We start from the raw sequence: 25,476 nt of genomic DNA on the forward strand, positions 1-25,476 counted from the left end.
TGCGGGTGGACCACCATTTGAACACGTGGTGGCTGGGAGCCGTGCATCCCGGACCGCCTGTTTCGCTGAGCGCGGAGCGGTTGTCCCCAGTCCGAGCCGCGCCGCTGTCCGGCGGTCTGGCTGTCGGTGCCCCTCGGTACCATCGGGATGTGAGCTCCGACTACTCTGCACGACACCTCTCCGTCCTCGAAGGGCTCGAGGCGGTTCGGAAGCGTCCGGGCATGTACATCGGCTCGACGGACTCGCGCGGGCTCATGCACTGCCTGTGGGAGATCATCGACAACTCCGTCGACGAAGCGCTCGCGGGTCACGGCGACGAGATCGGGGTCGTGCTGCACGCCGACGGCTCCGTCGAGGTCCGCGACACCGCCCGCGGCATCCCTGTGGACGTGGAACCGAAGACCGGCCTGACCGGGGTCGAGGTCGTGTTCACGAAGCTGCACGCCGGCGGCAAGTTCGGGTCCGGATCGTACGCGGCCTCCGGTGGCCTGCACGGCGTGGGTGCCTCGGTCGTGAACGCGCTGTCGGAGCGCCTCGACGTCGAGGTCGACCGCGGTGGCAAGACCTACGCGATGTCCTTCCACCGGGGCGAGCCCGGCACCTTCGCCGGTGACGGGCCGGATGCGCCCTTCACCCCGTTCACCTCGGGCAGTGAGCTCCGTGTCGTCGGCAAGGTGAAGAAGGGGGTCACCGGGTCCCGCATCCGGTACTGGGCGGACCGACAGATCTTCACCACGGACGCCCGTTTCAGCACGGGCGACCTGGTCAACCGCGCCCGCCAGACCGCCTTCCTGGTGCCCGGGCTCGGCATCACGATCACCGACGAACGGGCCGCGTCCATCGAGGCTGCCGCCCAGCGTGCCGAGGCGACCGGGACGACGGTCGCGCCCGGTCCGGTCATCGAGCGCTTCCGGTACGAGGGCGGCATCAGCGAGTTCGTCGAGCACCTGGCGGTCGACTCCGCGGTCACCGACGTCTGGCGCATCCAGGGCACCGGGACCTTCACGGAGACCGTTCCGATGCTCGACGACAAGGGCCACATGGTGTCCACCTCGGTCGAGCGGACCTGCGAGGTCGACATCGCGATGCGGTGGGGCAGCGGGTACGAGACCGTCGAGCGGAGCTTCGTCAACATCATCGCGACGCCGAAGGGCGGCACGCACCTGACCGGCTTCGAGTCGGGCGTCGTCAAGGCCGTGCGCACGCAGGTCGAGGCGAACGCCCGCAAGCTCAAGGTCGGGCAGGACAAGCTCGAGAAGGACGACGTGCTCGCAGGCCTCACCGCCGTGCTGACCGTCCGCCTGCCCGAGCCGCAGTTCGAGGGGCAGACGAAGGAGGTCCTCGGCACCCCCGCGGTCCGGAAGATCGTCGACCAGGTCGTGGCGAAGCAGCTCACCGACGTCCTCACCTCGACACAGCGCACCGAGAAGGCGCAGGCCGCGACCCTGCTCGAGAAGGTCGTCGCCGAGATGAAGACCCGCATCTCGGCGCGGGCGCACAAGGAGACGCAGCGGCGCAAGAACGCGCTGGAGAACTCCTCGTTGCCGACCAAGCTCGCCGACTGCCGCAAGCAGGACGCCGAGGGTACGGAGCTCTTCATCGTCGAGGGCGACTCCGCGCTCGGCACCGCCAAGCTCGCCCGCAACAGCGAGTACCAGGCGCTGCTGCCCATCCGCGGCAAGATCCTCAACGTGCAGAAGGCCTCGGTGTCGGACATGCTGTCCAACACCGAGTGCGCCTCGATCATCCAGGTCATCGGCGCCGGCTCCGGCCGCTCGTTCGAGATCGACCAGGCCCGCTACGGCAAGATCATCATCATGTCGGACGCCGACGTCGACGGTGCCCACATCCGCACGCTCCTGCTGACGCTGTTCTTCCGGTACATGCGGCCGATGATCGAGCAGGGCCGGGTGTTCGCCGCCGTGCCGCCGCTGCACCGGGTCGTCGTGGTGAACCGCGGCAAGCCGAACGACACGCTCTACACCTACTCCGAGGCCGAGCTGCAGGCGGTGCTGAAGAAGCTCGCGAAGCAGGGCAAGAAGTACCAGGAGCCGATCCAGCGGTACAAGGGCCTGGGGGAGATGGACGCCGACCAGCTCGCCGAGACGACGATGGACCGGGCGCACCGCACGCTCCGTCGGGTGAACGTGACCGATGCCGAGAGCGCCGCGAAGGTGTTCGAGCTGCTGATGGGCAACGACGTCGCGCCGCGCAAGGAGTTCATCCTGGCCGGCGAGGGCCTCGACCGCGACCGCATCGACGCGTAGGGGCGGCGGCCCGGCGGCGACGCGGAGCGCGGCGCCCAGCGGCAGCGCGAAGCGGCGCTCAGCGGCGGCGCACCGCCGCAGCGCGAAGTGGCGCTCAGCGGCGGCGCACGGCCGCAGCGCGAAGCGGCGCCTGGCGGCGGCGCACGGCCCGAGACTCGCGCTGGCCGACGGTTCTCGCCCTCTGCTGTCTGGCCGAGACACCGCCGGCCGGACGAGACGCCGTCGTCGTGCCGAGACGCCGCCGGATCCGGCGGCGTCTCGCGAACTCGGCCCCGTCTCGTGGATCCCACGGCGTCTCGCGGCATCCCGGGCGTCTCGAGGGACCAGCTGGCGGGCGGGAGGCGACGCGCTGACTGCCACCGCGCCTCCCGGCCGACGGGTCGACCCTGCGGGCGCGTGACACGCCGCGTGCTGACGTTCCGGTCGCACGACACGTCGGCACCAGCGGCACGGGACGGCAAGTCGTGCGACCAGGGCGGGAACACGGCGGCCGCACACTCGCGCGCAGCGGCGGGCGGGACCCCGCCTACGCCTCGCCCGCGGTACCGTCCAGGGCTGCTGCGCTGCCGCCGATCGAGCCGATCACGGCCTCGAGCGGCGCTCCCGACCCGTCGCGCTTCGACAGCCAGTCGGGCAGGGTCCGCGCGGCTCCGTCCGACCCCACGGCGTGCGGCGGCGCGATGCCGGCCCACGCCACGGTCAGCCCGTCCTCGCCCTTGAGGAACGCGTGCGCCCGCACACCCTGCGTCGCACGGCCCTTCGCGGGGAACTCCGAGAACGCCGAGACCTTCGCCCGTCCGGGGTCCGTTCCGGGCAGCGCCCCCGACGCCGTCGATACGGTGGCGACCACTGCGTCCTCGGACAGCGCGACGGACCCGAACCAGATCACCGACGCACCGGAAGCCAGGGAGACCCCGGCGACGCCGCCCGCGGGCAGCCCCTGTGGTCGGACGCCCGAGGCCGGGAACCGCAGCAGCTGCGCGTTCGACGTGATGAACACGAGGTCGTCCGACTCCGGCGCCTGCGCGGCCCCGACGACGGTGTCCTTCGGCTTCAGCCCGATGGCGACGAACTCGTCCTTGTCCGGCCAGGCGCCGGTCGCGACGCGTTTCACGACGCCCTGCGCGGTGCCGATGGCGAGCGAGTCGCCCGCCTCTGCGGACAGGTCGACGAGTGCGACGACGGACTCGGTGCGAGCGATCCCGAGGTAGTCGGACACCCGCACGCCGGCGTCGAGCCGGACGGACGCCGGCGGCACCGCGGGGACGTCGACGGGGGAGAACCGCAGCACGCGGCCGGTCGAGGTCAGCGCACCGACCTGCCCACGGACGGTGGAGACGACGGTCGAGCGGACCGCGTCGTGCTTCGACCGCTTCGGCACCCGCACGATCCCGAGGTCCGAGGAGGGGATGTCCACCCGCACGAGTCGACCGGTGGTCGAGAGCAGCACACGGCACGGAGCGTCGGCGATCTGCAGCGACTCGGGGTCGACCGCGGCCTTGCGGCCACCGCGCACCGGGGCATCGGCCTCGGTGAGCAGGGTGCGGCGCGGCGTGGCGAACCGGTCGGAGACCTCGGTCAGCTCGACCGCCACCTGGGCACGGAGCCGGGCGTCGGACGCCAGCAGTTCCTCGAGCGCGGCGATGTCGGCGAGGAGCTGGTCGCGCTCGCCCTCGAGCTCGAGGCGCGAGAACTTCGTCAGGCGCCGCAGACGCAGCTCGAGGATGTACTCGGCCTGCACCTCGGACAGGTCGAAGACGTCCTGCAGCTTCGTCCGTGCGGCCTCGGAGTCGTCGGACGAGCGGATGACCTCGATGACCTCGTCGATGTCGAGGATCGCGATGAGCAGACCCTCGACGAGGTGCAGCCGTTCCTTCCGACGGGCGAGCCGGTACCGGGAGCGCCGGGTGACCACGTCGAGCCGGTGCTGCACGTAGACGTCGAGCAGTTCGCGCAGGCCGAGCGTGCGCGGTGACCCCTGCACGAGCGCGACGTTGTTGATGCCGAAGCCGTCCTCGAGCGGGGTGTGCTTGTAGAGCTGCTCGAGCACGGCCGTCGGGTTGAAGCCGGACTTGATGCCGATGACCAGCCGCAGCCCGTGGTTCCGGTCCGTCAGGTCGTTGACGTCGGAGATGCCGACGAGCTTCTTCGCCTGGACGCCGTCCTTGATCTTCTCGATCACGCGTTCGGGGCCGACCAGGTACGGCAGCTCCGTGACGACGAGGCCGACCTTGCGCGGCGTGAGGTTCTCGACGGACACCTTCGCCCGGGTGCGGAACGAGCCGCGGCCCGTCGCGTAGGCGTCGCGCACCCCGGAGAGCCCGACGATCGTGCCACCGGACGGCAGGTCCGGGCCCGGCACGAACTCCATCAGTTCCTCGAGGGTCGCCGTCGGGTTCAGGAGCAGGTGCTTCGCGGCCTCGACCACCTCGCCCAGGTTGTGCGGCGCCATGTTCGTCGCCATGCCGACCGCGATGCCCGAGGCGCCGTTGACGAGCAGGTTCGGGAACGCCGCCGGCAGCACGCCCGGCTGCATGATCTGGTTGTCGTAGTTCGGGACGAAGTCGACGACGTCCTCGCCCAGGCCCTCGGTCATCGCCATCGACGGCTCGGCCAGACGGGCTTCGGTGTACCGGGCGGCCGCGGGGCCGTCGTCGAGCGACCCGAAGTTGCCGTGCCCGTCGACCAGCGGCACACGCATCGTGAACGGCTGCGCCAGGCGCACGAGGGCGTCGTAGATCGCGCCGTCGCCGTGCGGGTGCAGCTTGCCCATCACCTCGCCGGTGACGCGGGCGCTCTTCACGTGCCCACGGTCCGGTCGGAGCCCCATCTCCGCCATCTGGTAGAGGATGCGTCGCTGCACCGGCTTGAGGCCGTCGCGCGCGTCCGGCAGGGCTCGCGAGTAGATGACGGAGTACGCGTACTCGAGGAACGAACCCTGCATCTCCTCGGAGACGTCGACGTCCTCGATGCGCTCACCGTCGGGCAGACCGACTGCTTCCGTGCGTGCCATGGGACCTTTCTGGGAGGATCGTGGGGTGCCCCCCAGCGTACCGAGCGCCCCAGACACCACCGCGAACCTCGCCGACGTGCTGCCGAGTTGCCTCGTCGCGCTCGGCGCCGCCGACAACACGTGGTTGCGCACCACCGGCCGGGAGGCACGGATCACCCTCCGTCCTGCCCGCTCGGTCGTCGTCGTGCTGGTCGACGGCCTCGGGTCGTCCGCCCTGTCGGCCCGCGCCGGGCACGCCCGCTGGCTCACCGCCGCCACCGGCGGCGGCACCCTCAAGCGCCTGCGCAGCGGGTTCCCGACGACGACCGCCGCGGCGCTCAGCACCCTGACGACCGGCCGCTCGCCCGGCACGCACGGCGTGGTCGGCTACAGCGGGTGGGAGCCCGAGGGCGAGCGGGTGGTCAACCTGCTGTCCGGCTGGGACTCCGAGGTGCCGACGGGCTGGCTGCTCGCCGACACCGTCTTCACCGAGGCCAGCGCGCTCGGCATCGAGCCCGTGGTGGTCGGTCCGGCCCGCTACGAGTCCTCGGGGATGACCGCGAACGTGCTCGGCGGTGCCCGGTACACCGCAGCCGACAGCATCGCGCAGCGGGTCGACGCCGCACTGGCGGCGACGGCGTCCGGCCGATCGCTCGTCTACCTCTACGTGCCGGAGCTCGACTCGATCGGGCACAAGCACGGGTGGGAGTCCGACCGCTGGACCGCGGCGCTCGAGTCACTCGACGGCGAGCTCGCCCGGCTCGCGACCCGCGGCGCCGCCGACGTGGGCATCCTCGTGACGGCCGACCACGGCGTGCTCGACGTGCCGGCCGAGGCGAACATCGCGATGGACCCCGCGCTCCTCGTGGACGTCGTGGGGATCGCCGGGGACCCCCGCTGCCGACAGCTGGCCGTGCGCCCCGGTACCGACGTCCCGGCGCTGGTCGAGGCCTGGCGCACCCGCTACGGCAAGAAGGCGTACGTCGCCAGCCGCGACGAGGCCGTGGCCGCCGGGTGGTTCGGTGCCGTGGACGACCGCGTGCTCCCGCGCATCGGGGACGTCGTCGTGGTCGCGAGGGGGTCGTGGGCCTTCAACGACGACCGCGACCTCGACCCGCGCAAGGAGCCGAAGCGGATGATCGGGCAGCACGGTGCCATGACGGACGACGAGGTCTTCGTGCCCCTGCGGCTGGCGGGCGCCTTCGCGGGCTGACCCGGGCGGGAACGCGAGCAGCCCCGCGACGCGACGAGCGTGGCGGGGCTGCACCGGGCCTCCAGGCCGGACGGACCGGACCGAGGAGGCTGGATCAGGCGGGGTCCTCCGGGCGGGTGCCGAAGACGATCTCGTCCCAGCTCGGCATCGACCGGCGGTTGCGCTTCTTGCGCTCGGAGCGGCCGTCGGTCTCGGGAGCCGATGCCGGACGGTCGTCACGCTCGGGGGCGGAGGCCGGCGAGTCCCAGCCCTGGAGGGGGACGTCCACGACGCTGATGGAGGTCCCGCGGGGCTCGTCCTGCTGTTCGGTGAAGGATGCCGCCTCGCGCTCACCGCGCCGACGGCGGAGTGCCTCGAGCAGGTCGGCGGTCTCGTTGCCGGGCGAGCGTTCCTCGACGGGCGCGGCCCCGATGCGGGGGAGCGGCGCACGGAGCGGACGCTCCTGGGCCTCGGGGGCCGGCGCGTCCTCGGCCTGCTCGACGCGGAAGGCACCGGAGTCGAAGCGCGTGCCGTCGGCGTCGTGGTGGTCGTTCTCCACCGCACGCAGGCGCGGAGCGATGCCCTCGTCGTCGGTGTCGGAGAGACGGTGGGCGTCGCCGTTGTCGGGCGTGAGCGTCGACGTCTTGGGGTCGAAGGACCACTGCGCGTCGTGCTCGACCTCGGACGCGGTGTAGCGGACCCGGACCTGCCACCCCTGCTCGGCGTTCTTCCACGACGCCCACGCGACGCCGGTCGCGTCGCCGGCCTCGAGCTTGGCCTCGATGGCCTCGCCGAAGGTGTCGGGCGCCTCGGCGTCGGTCGGGGTGACCGGGACACGTCGTGCGGCGTCGAGGACGAAGGAGCGCTCGGCGAGCACCGGACCCTCGAACCGCCGGACGTACTCGACGTCGACGTCGAGCGCCGCTGCGACGTCGGCCGCGTCGGCGCCACCACGGATGCGGGCCTGCACGTCCTTCGGCGACACGCGCTTCTGGGGGCCGGCGTCGGGGTTGGCCTGGCGGACCTGGCTCGTCAGCGACGCGGTGACCGGCAACCGGTACTCGGTGCCGCCGTCGGTCGCGAGCAGGAGTGCCCCGGACTCGACTCCGATGACTCTCACGTCTTGCATGGTTGCGCCTCCCGAGCGTTGCGTACGGTCGTGCTCGTACCCCAGGAGTATGCAGCGGTGCATCCCCGTTGCCGCGGAGGCGCACGGGCGTGCCGCGGACTCCCGCTCGCCCGCGGACGGTCCTCGTCCGCTGCCGGCCCCGCGCACCGTCCTCGTCCGCTCCCGGCCGCCGGGAATGTCCGACCACCACGGTGGGTTGCACGGCCTGACGATCCCGCACGGCGTTCGGTTTGCGCTCTCGCGGGTCGTGGTGCAAACTGTCGCCGCCGATCACCGGCGACGACCTCTCGACACGAGAAACGGATGGGCATGGCCACCGATTACGACGCCCCCAGGAAGACCGACGAATCCTCTGACTCGGAGTCGATCGAGGCCCTCAAGGAGCGCGTTCCCGACAAGATGTCGGGGGTCGTCGACGATGATTCGGACAACCCCGGCAGCTTCGAGCTCGCTGGACAGGACCTCAGCGACGTCGACCTCGACGTCGTCGTGCTGCCGCCGCAGGTGGACGAGTTCACCTGCGTCGAGTGCTTCCTCGTGAAGCACCGTTCGCAGCTCGACCACGAGTCGAAGCTCGGCCCCGTGTGCGCGGAGTGCGCGGCGCTCTGAGTCGCAGCTCCACCGGGACGGCCCGTCACCCTTCGTGGGTGGCGGGCCGTTCCGCGTTGCGGCGCGGGGCGGGAGCGGGCGTGCCCGGCGGGGGCGGGCGTGCCTGGCGGAAGCGGGCGTACCTGGGGGGATCGGGCGTACCTGGGGGGATCGGGCGTACCTGGTCTTCCGGAACGACCAGGTGTGCCCGGAGGCGCTTCCTCCTGCACCCGTTGTGGGAAGGAACGGGCGGGGCGGGGGCGGCGCGAGCCTCCCGGCCCGCGCGCCCGGAGCGTCAGGAGCGCAGGGCGTCGACCACGGCCTGCGGGTTGCGCGCGCTGACCAGCCAGTAGGGCGTCGGGTCCGCCGGGTCCGTCACCTCGACGCGCACGACCCCGCGCACGTACCCGCGGAAGAGCGTCCACGCGCGGGCGTCGAGCGCCGGACCGCGCTGGGTCGTGGCCTCGGCGCCGGTGTGTGCGGTGGCCTCGCCGACGAGCGTCCGCGGCAGGTGTGCACGGCCGGCGCGGAACTCGGTGTCGGTGACCTCGATCGTCGGGGCGAGCGCCCAGAGCAGCACGACCACGCCGAGGTACATGCCGATCGCCACGAGGACGCCGGCCAGGACGCTGATCGGCAGGAACACGAGCAGGCTCGCGGGGATGACGAGCGCCGTCGCCAGGTAGAGGGCGGGCGGGGCCCAGAGTCGTTCGCGGTACACGGTCACCCCTCCATCCCACCACGAGTCGGGGCAGGTCACGGAACGGTCACGGAACGACCACGCTCGTGCACTACCCTCGTCTCGTGACCGAACCAGTCGACGTGCTCTGGACCGGGGAGAACGCCCCCGTCCACGCCCACCCCGGTGATGCCGGAGCCGACCTCGTCTCGACCGAGGCCTTCGTGCTGCAGCCGGGGGAGCGCCGTCTCGTCGGCACCGGGCTCCGGATCGCACTGCCGGACGGCCACGTCGCCTTCGTGGTGCCCCGGAGCGGCCTCGCGGCGAAGCACGGCATCACGATCGTGAACGCCCCCGGCACCGTCGACTCCGGCTACCGGGGCGAGGTCAGGGTCGCCCTGCTCAACACCGATGCGTCCGAGCCGTACGAGGTGCACGTGGGGGACCGCATCGCGCAGGTGGTCGTCATGCCGGTGCCGCGGGTCACCTACACCCGCGTCGAGGAGCTGCCGGACAGTGTCCGCGGCGAGGGCGGCTTCGGCTCCTCGGGCTACGGTGACCACCGCAGCGGCGCACTGTACGGTGCCGCCGACGACTTCCAGGAAGGAACGGGCGCATGAAGTTCGGTCGACGCAAGCGTGACGAGGTCGAGGTGGCGGACGCCGTCGCCGACGACGCCGTGATCGCGGGGACGACGCCGGAGGTCGACATCGCGACCGATGCCGACGCCGACCTCGACGAGGTGGACGCGGTCGCACCGACCGACAAGTCGGCTCCGGCCGACCGTGCCGACAACGGCCCGCACGACGAGACCGAGGCGAACCTGGTCCGCCCGTACGTCGACCTGGGCGGCGTGAAGGTCCTCCCGCGTGAGGGCCTGCACCTGCGCCTCGAGGTCGAGGAGGGTTCGCAGCGCGTCGTCGCGGTCGGGCTCGACTACGACGAGTCCACGCTCCAGGTCCAGCCCTTCGCCGCGCCCCGGTCCACCGGGCTGTGGCACGAGATCCGCGCGCAGATCGCCGACCAGATCGAGCGGCAGGGCGGCCGCGTGGACGAGGTCGACGGCCCCTTCGGTCCCGAGCTCCGCGCCCTCGTGCCGGTCGTCGTCGACGGCTCCGGCGCGACCGACGGTGCACGCGCCGCACGCTTCGTCGGTGTCGACGGCCCCCGCTGGTTCCTGCGCGGCGTGATCGCCGGCAAGGCCGCGGAACAGCCGGACGACGCCGCGGAGATCGAGGAGCTCTTCCGCAGCGTGGTCGTCGTGCGTGGCACGACGCCGATGCCGCCGCGCGACCTCATCCCGCTGCACATGCCCAAGTCGACGCAGACCGCCGTCTGACGACCGTCCGCGACGAACGACCCACGACACGGCCTGGAGGCACGGTGCCGGACCACGACGAGACCCCCCGTCCCGCGGACGCGAGCGACCAGGGCGCGGCTCCGGTCGACGGGACGGCCGCGGGTGCGGTGCCGGCCGGCCCGGTCGCGGGCCCGCCGACGCCCGGTGCGGGCGCGGGTCCGACCGCGTCCGGACCGGCTGGACGGACGGCCCCGGCCCGGACGGCTGGTGACGACTCCGTGGACGAGGACGCCGTGCCGTCGTTCTCAGCGCAGTTCCGCGCGGCGGTGCAGAACGCCGGCATCGCCCGGGTCGCGCCGGGCGAGGCGCCCTCCGGCCGTGCGCTGCTCGGTGCGGTCGGCGGCGTGCGCGGGCTCGCCGAGTCGGTGCTGCCCGGTTTCGCGTTCCTCGTCGTCTACGCGATCACGAAGGAGCTCGTGCCGAGCGTCGTGATCCCGGTGCTCGTCGGGCTCGTGTTCGTGGTGGTCCGTCTGGCGCAGCGGCAGTCGCTCGTGATGTCCTTCGCGGGCATCGCCGGCGTGGTCGTCTCGGCGGTCCTGGCGCTGGTCACCGGCCGGGCCGAGACGAACTTCATCCCCGGCATCGTCATCAACTCGGTGTGGCTCGTCGGGCTGCTCGTCACCCTGGCGATCCGGTGGCCGCTGATCGGCGTCGTGGTCGGCTTCCTGCTCCCGCCGGACGAGGACGGCTCCCACGTCGACTGGCGTGCCGACCCCACCAAGCGCCGGGTGCTCACGGTGGCGACGTGGATCTGGGTCGGGCTCTTCGCGCTCCGGCTGGCCGTCGAGGTACCGCTGTACCTGACCGCGCAGGTCGAGCTCCTCGCCGCGGTGAAGCTCGTGCTCGGCGTCCCGCTCTACGCGGCCGTGCTGTGGGTCACGTGGTTGCTCGTCCGCACGGTGTTCGTGCGTCGGGAGGACACCGCCGCGGTGTAGAGTTGTCTCGACATCGAGACAGTTTCCCGGGGGCGCGCCAGCACCGTCGGGATTAGGTTTGCCTTGCTGGTGGGACGTTCCGACGCCCGCGATGATGAGGGCACACCGATCAGTAGGGAGGCGGCACAGTGGCTGCAGTCAACAGCTTCGGCTCGAAGGACACGCTCTCGGTTGGGGGTGTCGACTACGCGTTCCACCGGATCGACACGGTGCCGGGGCACGAGAAGCTCCCGTACAGCCTGAAGGTGCTGCTCGAGAACCTGCTCCGCACCGAGGACGGCGCGAACGTCACCGAGGAGCAGATCCGCGCGCTCGGCTCCTGGAAGCCCGAGGCCGAGCCGGACACCGAGATCCAGTTCTCGCCGGCCCGCGTGGTCATGCAGGACTTCACGGGCGTCCCGTGCATCGTCGACCTCGCCACCATGCGCGAGGCGATGGCGCAGATCGGCGGCGACCCGAACAAGATCAACCCGCTCTCGCCGGCCGAGATGGTCATCGACCACTCCGTCGTCGCCGACCTGTTCGGCCGCGAGGACGCCCTCCAGCGCAACACCGACCTCGAGTACGAGCGCAACGGGGAGCGCTACCAGTTCCTCCGCTGGGGCCAGACCGCGTTCGAGGACTTCAAGGTCGTCCCGCCGGGCACCGGCATCGTGCACCAGGTCAACATCGAGTACCTGGCGAAGGTCACGTACACCCGCGAGTTCGACGGCGAGCTCTACGCGTACCCGGACACCCTCGTCGGCACCGACTCGCACACCACCATGGTGAACGGCCTCGGCGTGCTCGGCTGGGGCGTCGGCGGCATCGAGGCCGAGGCCGCGATGCTCGGCCAGCCCGTGTCGATGCTCATCCCGAAGGTCGTCGGCTTCAAGCTGTCCGGTTCGATCCCCGCCGGCGTCACCGCGACGGACGTGGTGCTGACCATCACCCAGGAGCTCCGCAAGCACGGCGTCGTGGGCAAGTTCGTCGAGTTCTACGGCGAGGGCGTCTCCGAGGTCCCGCTCGCGAACCGCGCGACCATCGGCAACATGTCGCCGGAGTTCGGCTCCACCGCCGCGATCTTCCCCGTCGACTCCGTCACGCTCGACTACCTGCGCCTGACCGGCCGGTCCGAGGACCAGATCGCCCTGGTCGAGGCGTACTCCAAGGCCCAGGGCCTGTGGCACGACCCGTCGGTGGAGCCCGCGTACTCCGAGTACATGGAGCTCGACCTCTCGACGGTCGTCCCGTCGATCTCCGGCCCGAAGCGCCCGCAGGACCGCATCGAGCTGTCGAAGGCCAAGGACCAGTTCGAGGTCGACCTCGCCAACTACGCGAGCATCGACCACACGCACGAGGACAAGGCCGTGGCGGACACCTTCCCGGCGTCCGACCCGGTCGCCGCCGCGCCCGGTGACGAGCACGCCGTCGACGACCTGCAGGACGCCCCCGCGTCCGAGGTCCCCGTGCACGCCTCGAGCGCGCCCGGCACGGTGTCGAAGCCGACGTCGGTCTCCGTGGCCGACGGCGACACGTTCACCATCGACCACGGTGCCGTCGCGATCGCCGCGATCACCTCGTGCACGAACACGTCGAACCCGTCGGTGATGATGGCCGCCGGCATCCTCGCGCGGAACGCCGCGAAGAAGGGCCTCAAGGCCAAGCCGTGGGTGAAGACCACCCTCGCGCCGGGCTCGAAGGTCGTCACCGACTACTACGAGAAGGCCGGGCTCACCAGCTACCTCGAGGACCTCGGCTTCTACACGGTCGGCTACGGCTGCACCACCTGCATCGGCAACTCGGGCCCGCTGCCCGAGGAGATCTCGCAGGCCGTGCAGGACAACGACCTCGCCGTCACCGCGGTGCTCTCGGGCAACCGCAACTTCGAGGGCCGGATCAACCCCGACGTGAAGATGAACTACCTGGCCTCGCCGCCGCTGGTCATCGCGTACGCCCTGGCCGGGTCGATGCACTTCGACTTCGACAAGGACGCCCTCGGCACCGACCAGGACGGCAACGACGTCTACCTGCAGGACATCTGGCCCGACGCGGCCGAGGTGCAGGACGTGATCGACACGTCCATCGACACCGAGATGTTCACCCACGAGTACGGTTCCGTGTTCGAGGGCGACGACCGCTGGAAGAACCTGCCGACCCCGACGGGCGACACGTTCGAGTGGGACACCGAGTCGACCTACGTCCGGAAGCCCCCGTACTTCGAGGGCATGACGATGCAGCCCGACGCGGTCTCCGACATCTCCGGTGCTCGCGTGCTCGCGAAGCTCGGTGACTCGGTCACGACCGACCACATCTCCCCGGCCGGTTCGATCAAGGCCGACAGCCCGGCCGGTCGGTACCTCGACGAGCACGGCGTCGACCGCAAGGACTTCAACTCCTACGGCTCGCGTCGCGGCAACCACGAGGTGATGATCCGCGGCACGTTCGCGAACATCCGCCTGCGGAACCAGCTGCTGGACGGCGTCGAGGGCGGCTACACCCGCGACTTCACGACGCCCGACGGCGAGCAGTCGTTCATCTACGACGCCTCGCAGCACTACCAGGAGCAGGGCATCCCCCTCGTCATCTTCGGCGGCAAGGAGTACGGCTCCGGCTCGTCGCGCGACTGGGCGGCGAAGGGCACGAACCTGCTCGGCGTCAAGGCGGTCATCACCGAGAGCTTCGAGCGCATCCACCGCTCGAACCTCATCGGCATGGGTGTCGTCCCGCTGCAGTTCCCGGCGGGTGAGACGGTCGAGTCGCTCGGTCTCGACGGCACCGAGGTCGTCTCGATCTCGGGGCTCACCGAGCTGAACGAGGGCCGCACGCCGAAGACCGTGCACGTCACCGCGGAGCCGAGCGAGCACTCGCCGGCCGGCAAGCAGACGGTCGAGTTCGACGCGGTCGTCCGCATCGACACCCCCGGTGAGGCGGACTACTACCGCAACGGCGGCATCCTGCAGTACGTGCTCCGTTCGCTCGTCTGATCCCTTCCACGAAACGCAACCAAGGCGGTTCCGCGCAGCGTCACAGCGCTGTGCGGGACCGCCTTCGTTGCGCTCTGCGGAGTGCGACCGGACGGACGGGAGGCGCGTGGCGGGGCCGCCACGCGCCTCCCGTCCGTGTCCCGGTCGCGCGGATAGTGTGGGGACCTGCCCCACGAAAGGAGCGCCCGTGAGCCTGCTGAGCAGCATCACGTCGCCGCGCGACCTCAGGCGTCTGTCCGACGCACAGATGACGGAGCTCGCCGCCGAGATCCGACGGTTCCTCGTCGCCGAGGTCGCGAAGACCGGCGGGCACCTCGGACCGAACCTCGGGGTCGTCGAGCTGACGCTCGCGATGCACCGCGTGTTCGACTCGCCGCACGACCCGTTCGTCTTCGACACGGGGCACCAGTCGTACGTGCACAAGCTCGTCACCGGGCGCCAGGACTTCTCGAAGCTGCGCGAGCGCGGCGGGCTGGCCGGCTACCCGCAGCGGAGCGAGTCGGAGCACGACATCGTCGAGTCCTCGCACGCGTCCTCGTCGCTGTCCTGGGCTGACGGGATCTCCCGCGCCTTCCGGCAGACCGGGCAGGACGACCGCACCGTGGTCGCCGTCGTCGGGGACGGCGCGCTCACGGGCGGGATGACGTGGGAGGCGCTCAACAACATCTCGGACAGCAACGACCGCCGCCTGGTGATCGTGGTCAACGACAACGGTCGGTCCTACGCGCCGACGATCGGGGGCATGGCGCGCTTCCTCAGCTCGGTCCGCACCCGCCGTGAGTACCGGGCGCTGTTCGAGAAGTCGCAGGCCGTCGCCTCGCGGTTCGGTGCGCCGGGTCGTGCGTTCTACCGGGGGGTCCGTGGCGGACTCCACGGGTTCCTGGCGCGGTTCACCAACAACGAGGCGCTCTACTCGAACCTCGACATCAAGTACATCGGGCCGGTCAACGGTCATGACCAGCGGGCCGTCGAGGCGGCGCTCCGGCAGGCGAAGGCCTACGGTGCGCCGACCATCGTGCACGCCATCACGGAGAAGGGCCACGGCTTCGAGCCGGCGCTCCGCGACCAGGCGGACCAGTTCCACGCCGTCGGGCACATCGACCCCGAGACGGGGGAGTCGCTCGACGTGTCGTCCGGGCCCTCGTGGACGTCGGTGTTCGCCTCGGAGCTGGCGTCGGTCGGTGCGGCCGACGAGCGGATCGTCGCGATCACCGCGGCCATGCTGCGACCGACCGGGCTCCACCGCTTCCAGGAGCAGCACCCCGACCGGGTGATCGACGTCGGCATCGCGGAGCAGCACGCCGTGACGACCGCGGCGGGGCTCGCCTACGGCGGGCTGCACCCCGTCGTGGCGCTCTACGCGACCTTCCTCAACCGGGCGTTCGACCAGGTGCTCATGGACGTGGCGCTCCATCGTGCCGGCGTGACGTTCGTCCTCGACCGCGCGGGCATCACCGGGCCGGACGGGCCGTCGCACCACGGGATGTGGGACCTCGCGCTGCTGCAGGTCGTCCCCGGGATCCGCATCGCCGCACCGCGCGATGCCGCGACGCTGCGCGAGGAGTTCCGCGAGGCCGTCGCCGTGGACGACGCCCCGACGGTGCTGCGCTGGTCGAAGGGATCCGTCGGACCGGACGTCCCGGCGATCCGTCGGCTGCACGACGGCGTGGACGTCCTGCGGGACCCGTCCGAGGGGCAGGAACCCGACGTCCTGTTCGTCGCCGTCGGCTCGATGGTGCCGGTCGCCCTCGAAGCCGCCGGGCTGCTCGGATCGCAGGGCATCGGCGTCACGGTCGTCGACCCCCGGTGGGTCGTGCCGATCCCGACCTCGCTCATCGACCTCTCGCGCGACCACCGGCTCGTCATCACGATCGAGGACGGCGTCCGCGTCGGTGGAGTCGGGACCCGGCTGCGGCAGGACCTGCGTGCCGCCGGGGTCGACACCGGGGTGAACGAGCTCGGGCTGCCGGACGAGTTCATCGACCACGCCTCGCGGTCGCAGATCCTGTCGGACGTGGGGCTCACGGCGCAGGCGATCGCGCGGGACGTCATCGACCAGGTGGTCGGCACGAAGCTGCCCCAGGCGAAGCCGGCGCGGACTCGGGAGTCGGCCGACCACTGAGGTTGGTGCGGCGTCGGTCGGCGCGGCACCGGCGCGAGTCGCGGCACCGTTCGGCGTGCCGGCGCGTGGTTCGGTGCCGGCCTGCCGGCGCGTGGTTCGGCGTGCCACAGCACAACCGGAAGCACCTCGCGCCACGGGTTCCCGTGGCGCGAGGTGCTTCCGGTTGTGCGGAGTGGTTCGAGTCGGCTAGCGCGAGGCGGGGCCGACGATCGCCGGGGTGTGGAACGTGCCGCCGAAGACGCGCTCCGAGGCGCCGGAGCGGTCGAGGTAGGGGCTGATGCCACCGGCCTGGAACGGGTAGCCGGCGCCGAGGATCAGACCGAGGTCGATCTCCTCGACGTGCTCGACGACGTGGTCCTCGAGCATGCGGTGCACCTCGTCCGCCAGGGCGTCCTCGAACCGCTGCTGCATCGTCGCCGCGTCGACCGGCTTCGCGTCCTTCTTCGACGGTGCGACGAGCTTCACGGCGGCGGGGTCGTACCCGGTGGCGGTGCCCTTCTTGTCGCGGGTCAGGATCGTGCCGTGCTCCGCGATCCGCTTCAGGCCGTCACCGGGGTAGAAGCGCTCCGGCCACGCCGCGTGGTGCGAGTCGAGCACGTGCGCACCGACGGGCAGGCCGACGAGCTCGAGCAGCTCGAACGGCGACATCGGCAGGCCGAGCGGCGCAGCACCCTCGGCGACGATCTCGAAGGGCGTGCCCTCCTCGACGCCGCGCATCGCCTCGCCGAGCACCCGAGCGAGCACGCGGTTGACGACGAAGCCCGGCTGGTCGGCGGTGATGATCGCGGTCTTCTTCAGGGTCTTCGCGACCGTGAGTGCGGTGACGAGCGCTTCGTCCGAGGTCTCGTCGGCCCGCACCACCTCGAGCAGCGGCATCACGGCCACCGGGTTGAAGAAGTGGAAGCCGACGAGGCGCTCCGGGTGCTCGAGCACCGACGCCATCTCGTCGACCGACAACGACGAGGTGTTCGTCGCCAGGATCGCGTCGGGCGCGATGACCTGCTCGATCTTCCGGAAGACGTCCTGCTTGACCGACATCTCCTCGAAGACGGCCTCGATCACCCAGTCGGCGTCGGCGAACGCGTCGTACGACACCGACCCGCTGACGAGCGCCGTGATGCGGTTCGCGTCGTCGGGGGAGATGCGGCCCTTCTCGCGGAGCTTCTCGACCTCACCGGCGATGCGCGCGACCCCGGCGTCCACACGGGCCTGGTCGACGTCGGTGATGACGACCGGGACGCCGAGACGGCGGGCGAACAGCAGCGCGAACTGCGACGCCATCAGCCCGGCGCCGAGGACGCCGACCTTCGTGATCTTCTTCGCCTCGACGCCCTCGGGAGCGCCGACGGGCTTCTTCGCGCGCTTCTGCACGAGGTCGAACGCGTACATCGACGCGGCGAACTGGTCACCGGCGAGCAGGTCGGCGAGGGCGTCGTCCTCGTCGGCGAACCGGTCGTCGAGCGAGCCCGACTTCGCTGCGGCGACGAGGTCGAGCGCACGGAAGGGCGACTTCGGGACGGTTCCGATCTTCGAGGCCACCTGCTGTCGCGCCACCTTGACCACGGTGCCCCAGGCGGCCTTCTCGAGCATGCCGGGCTCGTTCGCGCGCTTGACCTTCGTGCGGCCGCTGACGACCCCGTCGGCCCACGCGACCGCGGACGGCAGGAAGGTCACGGAGGGGATGAGCGCGTCGCCGATGCCGAGCTCGACGGCGGCCTTGCCGTCCATGAGCCGGTTGTTCTTGAGCGGGTTCTCCACGATGACGCGGAGCGCCTTCTCGGGACCGATCAGGCGGGGGAGCAGCGTGGCCCCACCCCAGCCGGGGATGATGCCGAGGAAGACCTCGGGCAGCCCGATGCCCTGCGCCGCCGAGGAGAACACGCGGTAGGTGCAGTGCAGGGCGATCTCGAGCCCACCACCGAGCGCGATGCCGTTCACGAAGGCGAACGACGGCACACCGAGGTCGGAGAGCTTGCGGAGCGTCGCGTGTCCCAGGGCGCCGAGCTCGTGGGCGACCTCGCGCGAGGGGAGCGCTGCCGCCTGCGACAGGTCGGCGCCGGCGGCGAAGCAGTACTCCTTGCCGGTGATCGCGACCGCCTGGATGCTCCCGGCGGAGGCCGCTGCGCGCAGCGTGTCGAGCACGTCGGACAGCTCGCGCATGGTGCGCGGGCCGAGGGTCGACGGGCGCTTGTAGTCCTTGCCGTTGTCGAGCGTGACGAGGGCGAGCGTGCCACCGGACGGCAGCGGCACGTGCTTGACGTACGAGTGGGTGACGACCTCGTCGGCGCTGAGCTCGGTCAGCTGGTCGATCGGGGTGGTGGTCATCGTCAGGCCGCCTTCCGTGCCGCGCTCTTGCTGAAGTTCGGGTTCTCCCAGATGACGGTGCCGCCCTGGCCGAGGCCGATGCACATCGTCGTGATGCCGTACCGGACGTCCGGCCGCTCGGCGAACTGGGCCGCGAGCTGGTTCATGAGCCGGACGCCGCTCGACGCGAGCGGGTGCCCGACGGCGATCGCGCCGCCCCAGGCATTGACGTTCGCGGAGTCCTGGGCGATGCCGTAGTTGTCGAGGAAGGCGAGCACCTGGACGGCGAACGCCTCGTTGATCTCGAAGAGGCCGATGTCGTCGATCGTCAGCCCCGCCTTGCGCAGCGCCTTGTCGGTCGCGGGGACGGGTCCGACGCCCATCACCTCCGGCTCGACGCCCGCGAAGGCGAACGAGACCATGCGCATCTTCGTCGGCAGGCCGTGCTGCTTCGCGCCGTCCTCGGAGGCGAGGAGGCTCATGGTGGCACCGTCGTTGAGACCGGCCGCGTTGCCGGCGGTGACCCGTCCGTGGGGCCGGAACGGTGTGCGCAGCGCAGCCAGGGCCTCCAGGGTGGTGCCGGGACGCGGCGGCTCGTCCGCCGTGACGATGTCCCAGCCCTCGCCGGTGTTCACCTCGACCGGGACCACGTCGGGCTGCAGCTTGCCGGCAGCCCACGCGGCGGCGTAGCGCTGCTGCGACTGGACCGCGAAGGCGTCCGTGCGGTCCTTCGTGATGGCGGGGAAGCGGTCGTGCAGTCGCTCGGCGGTGCTGCCCATGACCAGCGCGTCGGTCGCGACCATGCGCTCCGCGACGAAGCGCGGGTTCACGTCGGCGCCGAAGCCCATCGGGTGGCGGCCCATGTGCTCGACGCCGCCGGCGATGGCGACGTCGGCGGCGCCGAAGGCGATCGCGCCGGCGAGCGTGGTGACGCTCGTCATGGCACCGGCGCACATGCGGTCGATGGCGTAGCCCGGGACCGACTTCGGCAGCCCGGCGAGCATGCCGACCGTGCGGCCGAGGGTCAGGCCCTGGTCGCCCTGCTGGGTGGTGGCGGCCACGGCGACGTCGTCGACCGCCGCGCCGTCGAGCTGGCTGTTCCGGTCGAGCAGACCGCGCATCGCGTGGACCGCGAGGTCGTCGGCGCGGGTCTTCCAGAACACCCCCTTCTCACCGGCTCGTCCGAACGGTGTGCGCACACCGTCCACGAACACGACGTCTGCTGCTCTGGCCAATCCGGGCCTCCAGATCCTCTTCGATCGAGTCGGGGCACGTTCCGCCCCGACCGGCCGGGCCGAGCCCGGCGACGGTACCGACGCTATGCCCGCCGCCTGGGCGAGCGCATGCCGGTTGGGGTGTTCCTACGAGCCGGTGTTGCTCTCGGCAGCAGGCTGCTGTGCGGCGTCGACAAAGGCGTGCGCGATGATCGACGCCGTCTCCTCGACCTGCCACGGGCGGGCGTCGTGCCCGGCAAGGGCGGCTCCGACGGTCTCGGTCGCGATCGGTGTCGGCGGTTCCCAGGACACCACCCGGAGGGTCTCCGGGGTGAGCAGGTTCTCGACGGGGACGTCGAGCTCCTCGGCACGCGCGACGACGGCGGCGCGAGCGGCCTTGTAGCGGCGGTCGGCCTCGGGGTTGCGGTCCGCCCACGCGCGGGGCGGCGGGAGCGTGGCCTCGCCGGTGCCGCGGAGCTTCGGCAGGTCCTCGGTCGTGCGCCCCTCCTCGACGGCGGCCCACCAGCGGTCGAGTTCCGACCGGCTCGCTCGGCCGGTGAAGGCCTTCACGGCACCCAGCTCGGCCTTCGAGGTCGGGTTCGCCGCCGCTGCGGCGACGATGGCCGAGTCGGGCACGATGCGACCCGGGGCGGTGTCGACCTGGCGGGCGTAGGCGTCGCGTGCGGTCCAGAGCGACCGGGCGATCGCGAGGGCCCGGGCGCCGCGGAGCGCGTGCATGCCGGACAGGCGACGCCACGGCTCGGCCTTCGGGGGCTTCGGGGCGCGGGTCAGGACGGCGGCGAACTCCTCGGCGGCGATCCGCGACTTGCCGGCGGCGTCGAGCACCGCGGCGAGGGCGTCGCGTAGGTCGGGGAGCAGCTCGACGTCGAGCGCGGCGTAGACGAGCCAGGCCTGGGGGAGCGGACGCGTCGACCAGTCGGCGGCGGAGTGGGCCTTGGCGAGCGTGATGCCGAGGAGCTGCTCGACCACCGCGCCGAGACCGACACGGGGGAACCCGGCGATGCGGGCACCGAGCTCGGTGTCGAAGATGCGGGTCGGGACGAGGCCGACCTCCTGCAGGCAGGGCAGGTCCTGCGAGGCGGCGTGGAACAGCCACTCCTCGTCGACGATCGCGGCCTGCAGTTCCGCGAAGTCACCGATCGCGATCGGGTCGAACAGGAAGGCGCCCGCACCGCGGCGGAAGACCTGGATGAGGTAGGCGCGCTGCGAGTACCGGTAGCCGCTCGCACGCTCCGCGTCGACCGCGACCGGGCCGTGTCCGGCGGCGATCGCGTCGACCGCCTGCAGGTACTCGTCGCGGTCCTCGATCACGCGCACGGTGGCGTGCGCGTCCTCGAACGCGGGGTCGGCCGAGGCGCCCGACACGGCGTCGCGGGCCTGGCTGGCGGGGTCGGTCACTTCGTGGTCCTCCTCGGAGCCAGCAGGGTCACGCCGTCGGACGCCGGAGGGAGCCCCGCGAGCATCGCGACGATCTCCTCCCAGGCCTCGACGTGCGCGGTCAGGTCCTCGTCGCGGGGCGTCCACGAGGCCCGGAGCTCGAGCTGTGCGCCGTCGCCCTGGGCCGCGAGGTCGCCGTAGCCGCGCGAGATGATCTTGGTCGCCGTGCCCGACGCCCGGTCGTACGTCGCACCGTGGGCAGCGAGCGCGTCGACGAGCCAGCTCCACGTCACGTCGGCGACGAACTCGTCGACGCCGATCTCCGGTTCGAGCGGTGCCTGGGCGAAGGTCACGACGCGGAACGCGCCGCCCCAGCCCTCCGGTTCTGCGGGGTCGTACAGGGCGATGAAGCGGCCGGTCCCGAGGTCGGAGTCGATGCCGTGCACGGCGCCCGACACGTCCGCCGCGAGGGCGATCGAGTGCGGTGCGATGCGTGACGGCGAGGGGATCTCGGTGACGGTCGTCTCGGTGCGGGTCCGGCCCGGTGCGACGAACGCGCGCAGGCGTTCGAAGGCCTCGGGCTCTCGGGATTCGGACACGCTTGCAGACTAGGCTCCGGACCATGTCCCGATCAGCGCGACCCGCCGAGGACGTGACCCAGGAGACCGCACGATCGGCCGGGGTCGTCGCGCTCGGCGCGGGCATCGCGGCCGCTGCGGTCACCACCGCGGTCATCGGCGGCTTCGTCGCCGCCGTCGCCCGAGCGGTCGTCACGCCCGACCGGAAGCGCGTCGAGCGTGTCCCGATCCACGCGGTCGACACCGGTCGGATGACCGTGACGCTCGAACGGACCGCCGACACCGAGCTGCAGGGGCGCTACAGCCTGTGGTTCGGCGGCGGTACCGGGCACCTGCGCGTCGGTGAGGTGCTCGGCACCACCGACACCACGGTCACGCGTCGCATCATCGCGATCGACGCCGGCGACCCGACCGCGGCTCGGCGCGGGCGCTGGGGCGGGTGGTTCTACCTCACGCCAGGCGAGCTCGACGTGCCCGTCGAGGACGTCGACATCCCGACACCGAACGGCGCCGCGCCGGCGTGGGTCGTCCGCGCCGACGACCCCGACGCGCCCTGGGCCGTGCTCGTGCACGGTCGCGGGGTCACCCGCGCCGAGACCATCCGCGCCGTCCCGGTCTTCCGCGCCGCCGGCTACTCGGTCGTCCTCGCCTCGTGGCGGAACGACGGCGTCGCCCCGCGCAGCGAGGACGGACGCTACGGCCTCGGCAGCACCGAGTGGGAGGACGTCGACGGCGTGCTCCGCTGGCTCACCGCGCAGCAGGCCCGGAGCGTCGTGCTCATGGGATGGTCGATGGGCGGTGCGGTCGTCCTGCAGACCCTCGTGCGGTCGCGGTTCGCCGGGCTCGTCGACGGGATCGTGCTCGAGTCGCCGGTCGTCGACTGGCACGCGGTGCTCGAGTCGCAGAGCCGTGTCCTGAAGCTCCCGCGCCCGGTGCGCAAGGTCGCCCAGCGCATCCTCCGGACGCCCGTGCTGCACCACGTCGCCGGGCTGCACCACCCGGTGGACCTCCGGGAACTCGACATGGTCGCCCGAGCTGACGAGCTCGACGTGCCGATCCTCATCCTGCACAGCGACGACGACGGGTTCGTGCCGTCATCGGCGTCGCACGAACTGGCGCGGGTCCGGCCGGACATCGTCCGGCTCGAGGTGCAGACGACCGCGCGGCACACGAAGCTCTGGAACCACGACGCCGACTGGTTCGACGCACGGATCCTCGCGTGGCTCACCGAGGTGGTGCAACCGACGGACGCGACGAGCGCGCGGTAGACGCGAACGATCGTCGGACGGGAGGCACGGTGCCAGCTGGCACCGTGCCTCCCGGCCGTCCTGGGTCAGGGTCGGTCGTCGTCCTGGTCGTGCGGCAGACGTCGCGCGATCGTCGTCGCGAGGACCGCGGCGCGGTCCGGTGTGAACGCGACGGTCGCGACCACTCCGGGAGCGTCGAGAGCGCAGAAGGGGAGGTCGTCAGCGTCGAAGCGTGCCACTGCGGCGACGAAGGACTCGAGGTCGAGGACCGTGAACCCCCGCTCGGCGGGCAGACCGTACTTGGTCGCGAACGTCTCCGCGGTCGTTCGAGCGCCCTGCTCGACGAGTCTGATGCGGTCGTCGGGCGCGAGGAGTCGGACGAGTTCGAGGGCCCGGTCCGCGCCGGGTGCCGCGGTCGCGGCGAGCAGCGTCGCGAGTTCAGCGGCGCTGATGGTCTCGACCCCGGCGGTACGGTCGGTGACCGTAGCGGACAGGAACGCGCCGTCCGACGCCCGGAGCAGGACCGTGAGGACCTCGTCGCCGAGGTCGACCTACCGGACCAGCACCGGGTCGTGCCCGAGCTCGTCGAGGGGCGTCACGAGGGCATCGTCGCGGGGCGTCCCCGCTCGTCTGCTCCGGCGGAGTGCGCGGGCGATCGCGGCGGCAGGGGCGTCGTACCCGAGCACGTCCGCGTCGTCCGGCACGGCGTCCAGGATCTCGTGGGCTCGGGTGGGACGTCGAGGCGTCTGGGGAGGGTCAGGCGGAGCAGTGGCACGCTCGTGCCGGAGGTCGTCACGTCATGCCTCCACGAGGATGCGGGGAGCAGCCGGAGCGTGTCGGCTGTGGCCGTGCCGACTACCGGACACCGTGACCTCCGTCGCCCTCGTCCGCGGCGCGGATGAGCTGGTCCGGCCGGGGGAGTTCGGCCGGCATCTCCGTCGTGAACCACGGGAGCTCGAAGGAGTCGATCCGGCCGTCGAGCATCCACACGAGGACTTCACCCGCGAGCGGTGCCTCGTCCGTGCGGTAGGCCAGCGATCCCGGCAGACGACCGTCGGGCAAGTCGGCTCGGGGTGTCTCCGCGAGCACGACGTCCCAGATCCTCGGAGCTGTCTCCTGGACGGCTCGCACCGCCTCGGCCTGCTGTCGGAGTTCCGCCGCTCCCGGCGCGGGGAGCGTGTCGAGGAACGCGAGCAGGAGCGACTGGACGCGGTACGCGGCGAGGTCAGCGTCTCGAGTGCCGATCGAGGGTACCGCGACCTCCGGACCGAACAGCCGCTCGAACGCTTCCGAGACGCCGATGACCGAGGGATCCAGGACCACGGAGGCCTCGCCGCTGTGGAAGAAGTCGATGCGGAGGACCGCCCGGGCCGGGTCAGCCGCGGCGCCGAACGGGACGCCGAAGAACTCGCCGTCGATCAGCTGGTCGTTGTCACGGACGAGCGTCAGCATCTCGTCGTGTGAGAACCACAGGCCAGGTGGCGGTGCTGCTCTGAGACGACGGTCCCACTCGTGCACGTTCACCGTCGATCCCGAGCGCACGACGATGTCGAGATCGGTGACGAGCCACCGGAGCGGTGGGACGGTCAGCGATGTGAAGACGTCGTGGAACGCGGGGAGCAGGTGTTCGTCCGACGGCCGTGTCCGGAAGGACAGAAGGCCGCTTTCGGTCTCTGGGTGGTGAAGCCAGATGGCAGGGCCCCCGCCCGGCATGATGATGATCCTGGTCGGGGGCGTCTCCGGTCCGATGTAGTGCCACGACTCGAACTCGGGGTGCGGTCCGGCGGTCAGACGCGAGCCGTCGGAGAACGTCATCGACAGCGTCGAGCCCGTGGCGTGCGCCTCGGTGACCACGAGCGTGTGCAGGCGGAGAGCCGGCACCAGCCCCGACTTGTCGCCCTCCGGATCGATCATCGTTGCGGTGTCCGGTGACCCACCAAGGGAGAACGGACACTCGAGGATGACGGTGGCGCCGTTCGAGAGCAGGAGTCGGAGCGCGTGGTCGACCCAGATGGCGTCGATCGTCTCTCCGACGAGGAGCAGGGGGACGTCCTCGATGGCCAGTTCGCTCATCGTTCGCTCTTCCGCGGGCGGTCCGGATTCGTGCGTGCTCGCTCAGAAGGTTGAGCGGCCAGCTCGTGCATCCGCGCGTCCGCCTCAGTCTTGTAGATCTCACCCCAGGCGATGCTCGCAGGCGAGTCATGGGCAGGCTGGTCGACGTCAGGCAGACAGATCTGCACGAAGTGCGGGAAGGCGGGGAACGTCCAGAGGTCTTCGTCCTCGAACCGACTCCACAGCAACAACTCGCTGATGCCGAGCGGGTGACCGAGCTCCTGACCGTGGACGGGTGGATCGCAGCTGACCATCAGCGCATGACGACCGTTCGGGAGCTCGACCGGTCGTTCGACCTCGCACCGGAAGACGGACGAGAACCGCAGGCTGTCCATGGACGAGAGGAAGAACACTTCTTGCATGTCAGAACTCCGGTCTGATGCTGAGATACAC

General features: G+C 71.5%; 20 protein-coding genes. 9 read left to right on the forward strand and 11 right to left on the reverse strand.

Translation table 11 applies throughout. The annotated features are described in order from the left end of the window. Window positions 1-149: 149 nt before the first annotated feature. The gene (locus NI26_RS07190; RefSeq protein WP_066654061.1) at window positions 150-2,267 is read left to right on the forward strand and encodes a DNA gyrase/topoisomerase IV subunit B; all 2,118 of its coding nucleotides are present in this window, start codon (window positions 150-152) and stop codon (window positions 2,265-2,267) included. Between the two features lie 526 nt (window positions 2,268-2,793). Here NI26_RS07190 and NI26_RS07195 read toward each other — a convergent pair. Beyond that, the gene (locus tag NI26_RS07195) at window positions 2,794-5,280 is read right to left on the reverse strand and encodes a DNA gyrase/topoisomerase IV subunit A (protein WP_066654062.1); all 2,487 of its coding nucleotides are present in this window, start codon (window positions 5,278-5,280) and stop codon (window positions 2,794-2,796) included. Between the two features lie 25 nt (window positions 5,281-5,305). Between NI26_RS07195 and NI26_RS07200 the strand changes: the two genes are divergently transcribed. Beyond that, window positions 5,306-6,472, forward strand: coding sequence for an alkaline phosphatase family protein (locus tag NI26_RS07200; protein ID WP_066654063.1), 1,167 nt, complete (start codon window positions 5,306-5,308; stop codon window positions 6,470-6,472). Between the two features lie 94 nt (window positions 6,473-6,566). Here the strand turns inward: NI26_RS07200 and sepH are convergent, their stop codons facing one another. Continuing rightward, on the reverse strand, window positions 6,567-7,571 hold the full coding sequence (gene sepH / locus NI26_RS16870) for a septation protein SepH (protein ID WP_066654065.1): 1,005 nt from the start codon (window positions 7,569-7,571) through the stop codon (window positions 6,567-6,569). Window positions 7,572-7,889: 318 nt separating this feature from the next. Here sepH and NI26_RS07210 point away from each other — a divergent pair, with 318 nt between their 5' ends. After that, window positions 7,890-8,189 (forward strand): DUF4193 domain-containing protein, encoded by a 300-nt coding sequence (locus NI26_RS07210; RefSeq protein ID WP_066658128.1) that lies wholly within the window; start codon window positions 7,890-7,892, stop codon window positions 8,187-8,189. Between the two features lie 274 nt (window positions 8,190-8,463). Here the strand turns inward: NI26_RS07210 and NI26_RS07215 are convergent, their stop codons facing one another. Beyond that, a complete protein-coding gene (locus tag NI26_RS07215; protein WP_066654067.1) occupies window positions 8,464-8,895 on the reverse strand; it encodes a DUF3093 domain-containing protein in 432 nt (143 codons plus the stop codon). A gap of 77 nt (window positions 8,896-8,972) precedes the next feature. On the opposite strand from NI26_RS07215, the gene dut reads away from it, so the two are divergent. The 5 genes from dut (at window position 8,973) to dxs (ending at window position 16,230) form a co-directional block, all read left to right on the forward strand. Then, on the forward strand, window positions 8,973-9,467 hold the full coding sequence (gene dut / locus NI26_RS07220) for a dUTP diphosphatase (protein ID WP_066654069.1): 495 nt from the start codon (window positions 8,973-8,975) through the stop codon (window positions 9,465-9,467). Beyond that, complete coding sequence (locus NI26_RS07225) at window positions 9,464-10,186, forward strand: DUF3710 domain-containing protein (RefSeq protein ID WP_235426579.1); 723 nt, start codon at window positions 9,464-9,466, stop codon at window positions 10,184-10,186. Before dut ends, NI26_RS07225 begins: the two co-directional genes overlap by 4 nt. A gap of 254 nt (window positions 10,187-10,440) precedes the next feature. Next, window positions 10,441-11,142 carry a DUF3159 domain-containing protein gene (locus tag NI26_RS07230; protein WP_209682836.1) on the forward strand — a complete coding sequence of 234 codons (702 nt, stop codon included), beginning with the start codon at window positions 10,441-10,443 and terminating at the stop codon, window positions 11,140-11,142. A gap of 128 nt (window positions 11,143-11,270) precedes the next feature. Further along, window positions 11,271-14,108, forward strand: a complete 2,838-nt coding sequence (locus NI26_RS07235; RefSeq protein ID WP_066654071.1) for an aconitate hydratase — start codon at window positions 11,271-11,273, stop codon at window positions 14,106-14,108. Between the two features lie 187 nt (window positions 14,109-14,295). Beyond that, complete coding sequence (dxs, locus tag NI26_RS07240) at window positions 14,296-16,230, forward strand: 1-deoxy-D-xylulose-5-phosphate synthase (protein WP_066654072.1); 1,935 nt, start codon at window positions 14,296-14,298, stop codon at window positions 16,228-16,230. Between the two features lie 186 nt (window positions 16,231-16,416). On the opposite strand, the gene NI26_RS07245 is transcribed toward dxs, so the two are convergent. From NI26_RS07245 to NI26_RS07260, 4 genes are all read right to left on the reverse strand, one after another. Beyond that, on the reverse strand, window positions 16,417-18,555 hold the full coding sequence (locus NI26_RS07245; protein WP_066654073.1) for a 3-hydroxyacyl-CoA dehydrogenase NAD-binding domain-containing protein: 2,139 nt from the start codon (window positions 18,553-18,555) through the stop codon (window positions 16,417-16,419). A 2-nt stretch (window positions 18,556-18,557) separates the two neighbouring features. Then, window positions 18,558-19,769 carry a thiolase family protein gene (locus tag NI26_RS07250; RefSeq protein ID WP_081984825.1) on the reverse strand — a complete coding sequence of 404 codons (1,212 nt, stop codon included), beginning with the start codon at window positions 19,767-19,769 and terminating at the stop codon, window positions 18,558-18,560. Between the two features lie 126 nt (window positions 19,770-19,895). Further along, window positions 19,896-21,134 (reverse strand): HRDC domain-containing protein, encoded by a 1,239-nt coding sequence (locus tag NI26_RS07255; protein ID WP_442854642.1) that lies wholly within the window; start codon window positions 21,132-21,134, stop codon window positions 19,896-19,898. Window positions 21,135-21,163: 29 nt separating this feature from the next. Then, a complete protein-coding gene (locus NI26_RS07260) occupies window positions 21,164-21,745 on the reverse strand; it encodes a DUF3000 domain-containing protein (RefSeq protein WP_066654075.1) in 582 nt (193 codons plus the stop codon). Window positions 21,746-21,768: 23 nt separating this feature from the next. Between NI26_RS07260 and NI26_RS07265 the strand changes: the two genes are divergently transcribed. Continuing rightward, complete coding sequence (locus NI26_RS07265) at window positions 21,769-22,992, forward strand: alpha/beta hydrolase family protein (protein ID WP_081984827.1); 1,224 nt, start codon at window positions 21,769-21,771, stop codon at window positions 22,990-22,992. Window positions 22,993-23,057: 65 nt separating this feature from the next. Here NI26_RS07265 and NI26_RS16875 read toward each other — a convergent pair whose 3' ends face one another. The 4 genes from NI26_RS16875 to NI26_RS07275 form a co-directional block, all read right to left on the reverse strand. Next, entirely contained in the window at window positions 23,058-23,210 is a 153-nt protein-coding gene (locus NI26_RS16875; RefSeq protein ID WP_158407749.1) for a hypothetical protein, read from the reverse strand. Window positions 23,211-23,522: 312 nt separating this feature from the next. Further along, a complete protein-coding gene (locus NI26_RS16880; protein ID WP_158407750.1) occupies window positions 23,523-23,675 on the reverse strand; it encodes a hypothetical protein in 153 nt (50 codons plus the stop codon). A gap of 151 nt (window positions 23,676-23,826) precedes the next feature. Next, window positions 23,827-25,044 (reverse strand): DUF6188 family protein, encoded by a 1,218-nt coding sequence (locus NI26_RS07270; protein WP_066654077.1) that lies wholly within the window; start codon window positions 25,042-25,044, stop codon window positions 23,827-23,829. Then, window positions 25,041-25,445: a hypothetical protein gene (locus NI26_RS07275; RefSeq protein WP_066654078.1), complete on the reverse strand. Its 405-nt coding sequence runs from the start codon at window positions 25,443-25,445 to the stop codon at window positions 25,041-25,043. The genes NI26_RS07270 and NI26_RS07275 overlap by 4 nt, the downstream gene beginning before the upstream one ends. Window positions 25,446-25,476 lie beyond the last annotated feature (31 nt).

This window comes from Curtobacterium sp. MR_MD2014 (genome assembly GCF_000772085.1).
In the GTDB taxonomy this organism is placed as follows: domain Bacteria; phylum Actinomycetota; class Actinomycetes; order Actinomycetales; family Microbacteriaceae; genus Curtobacterium.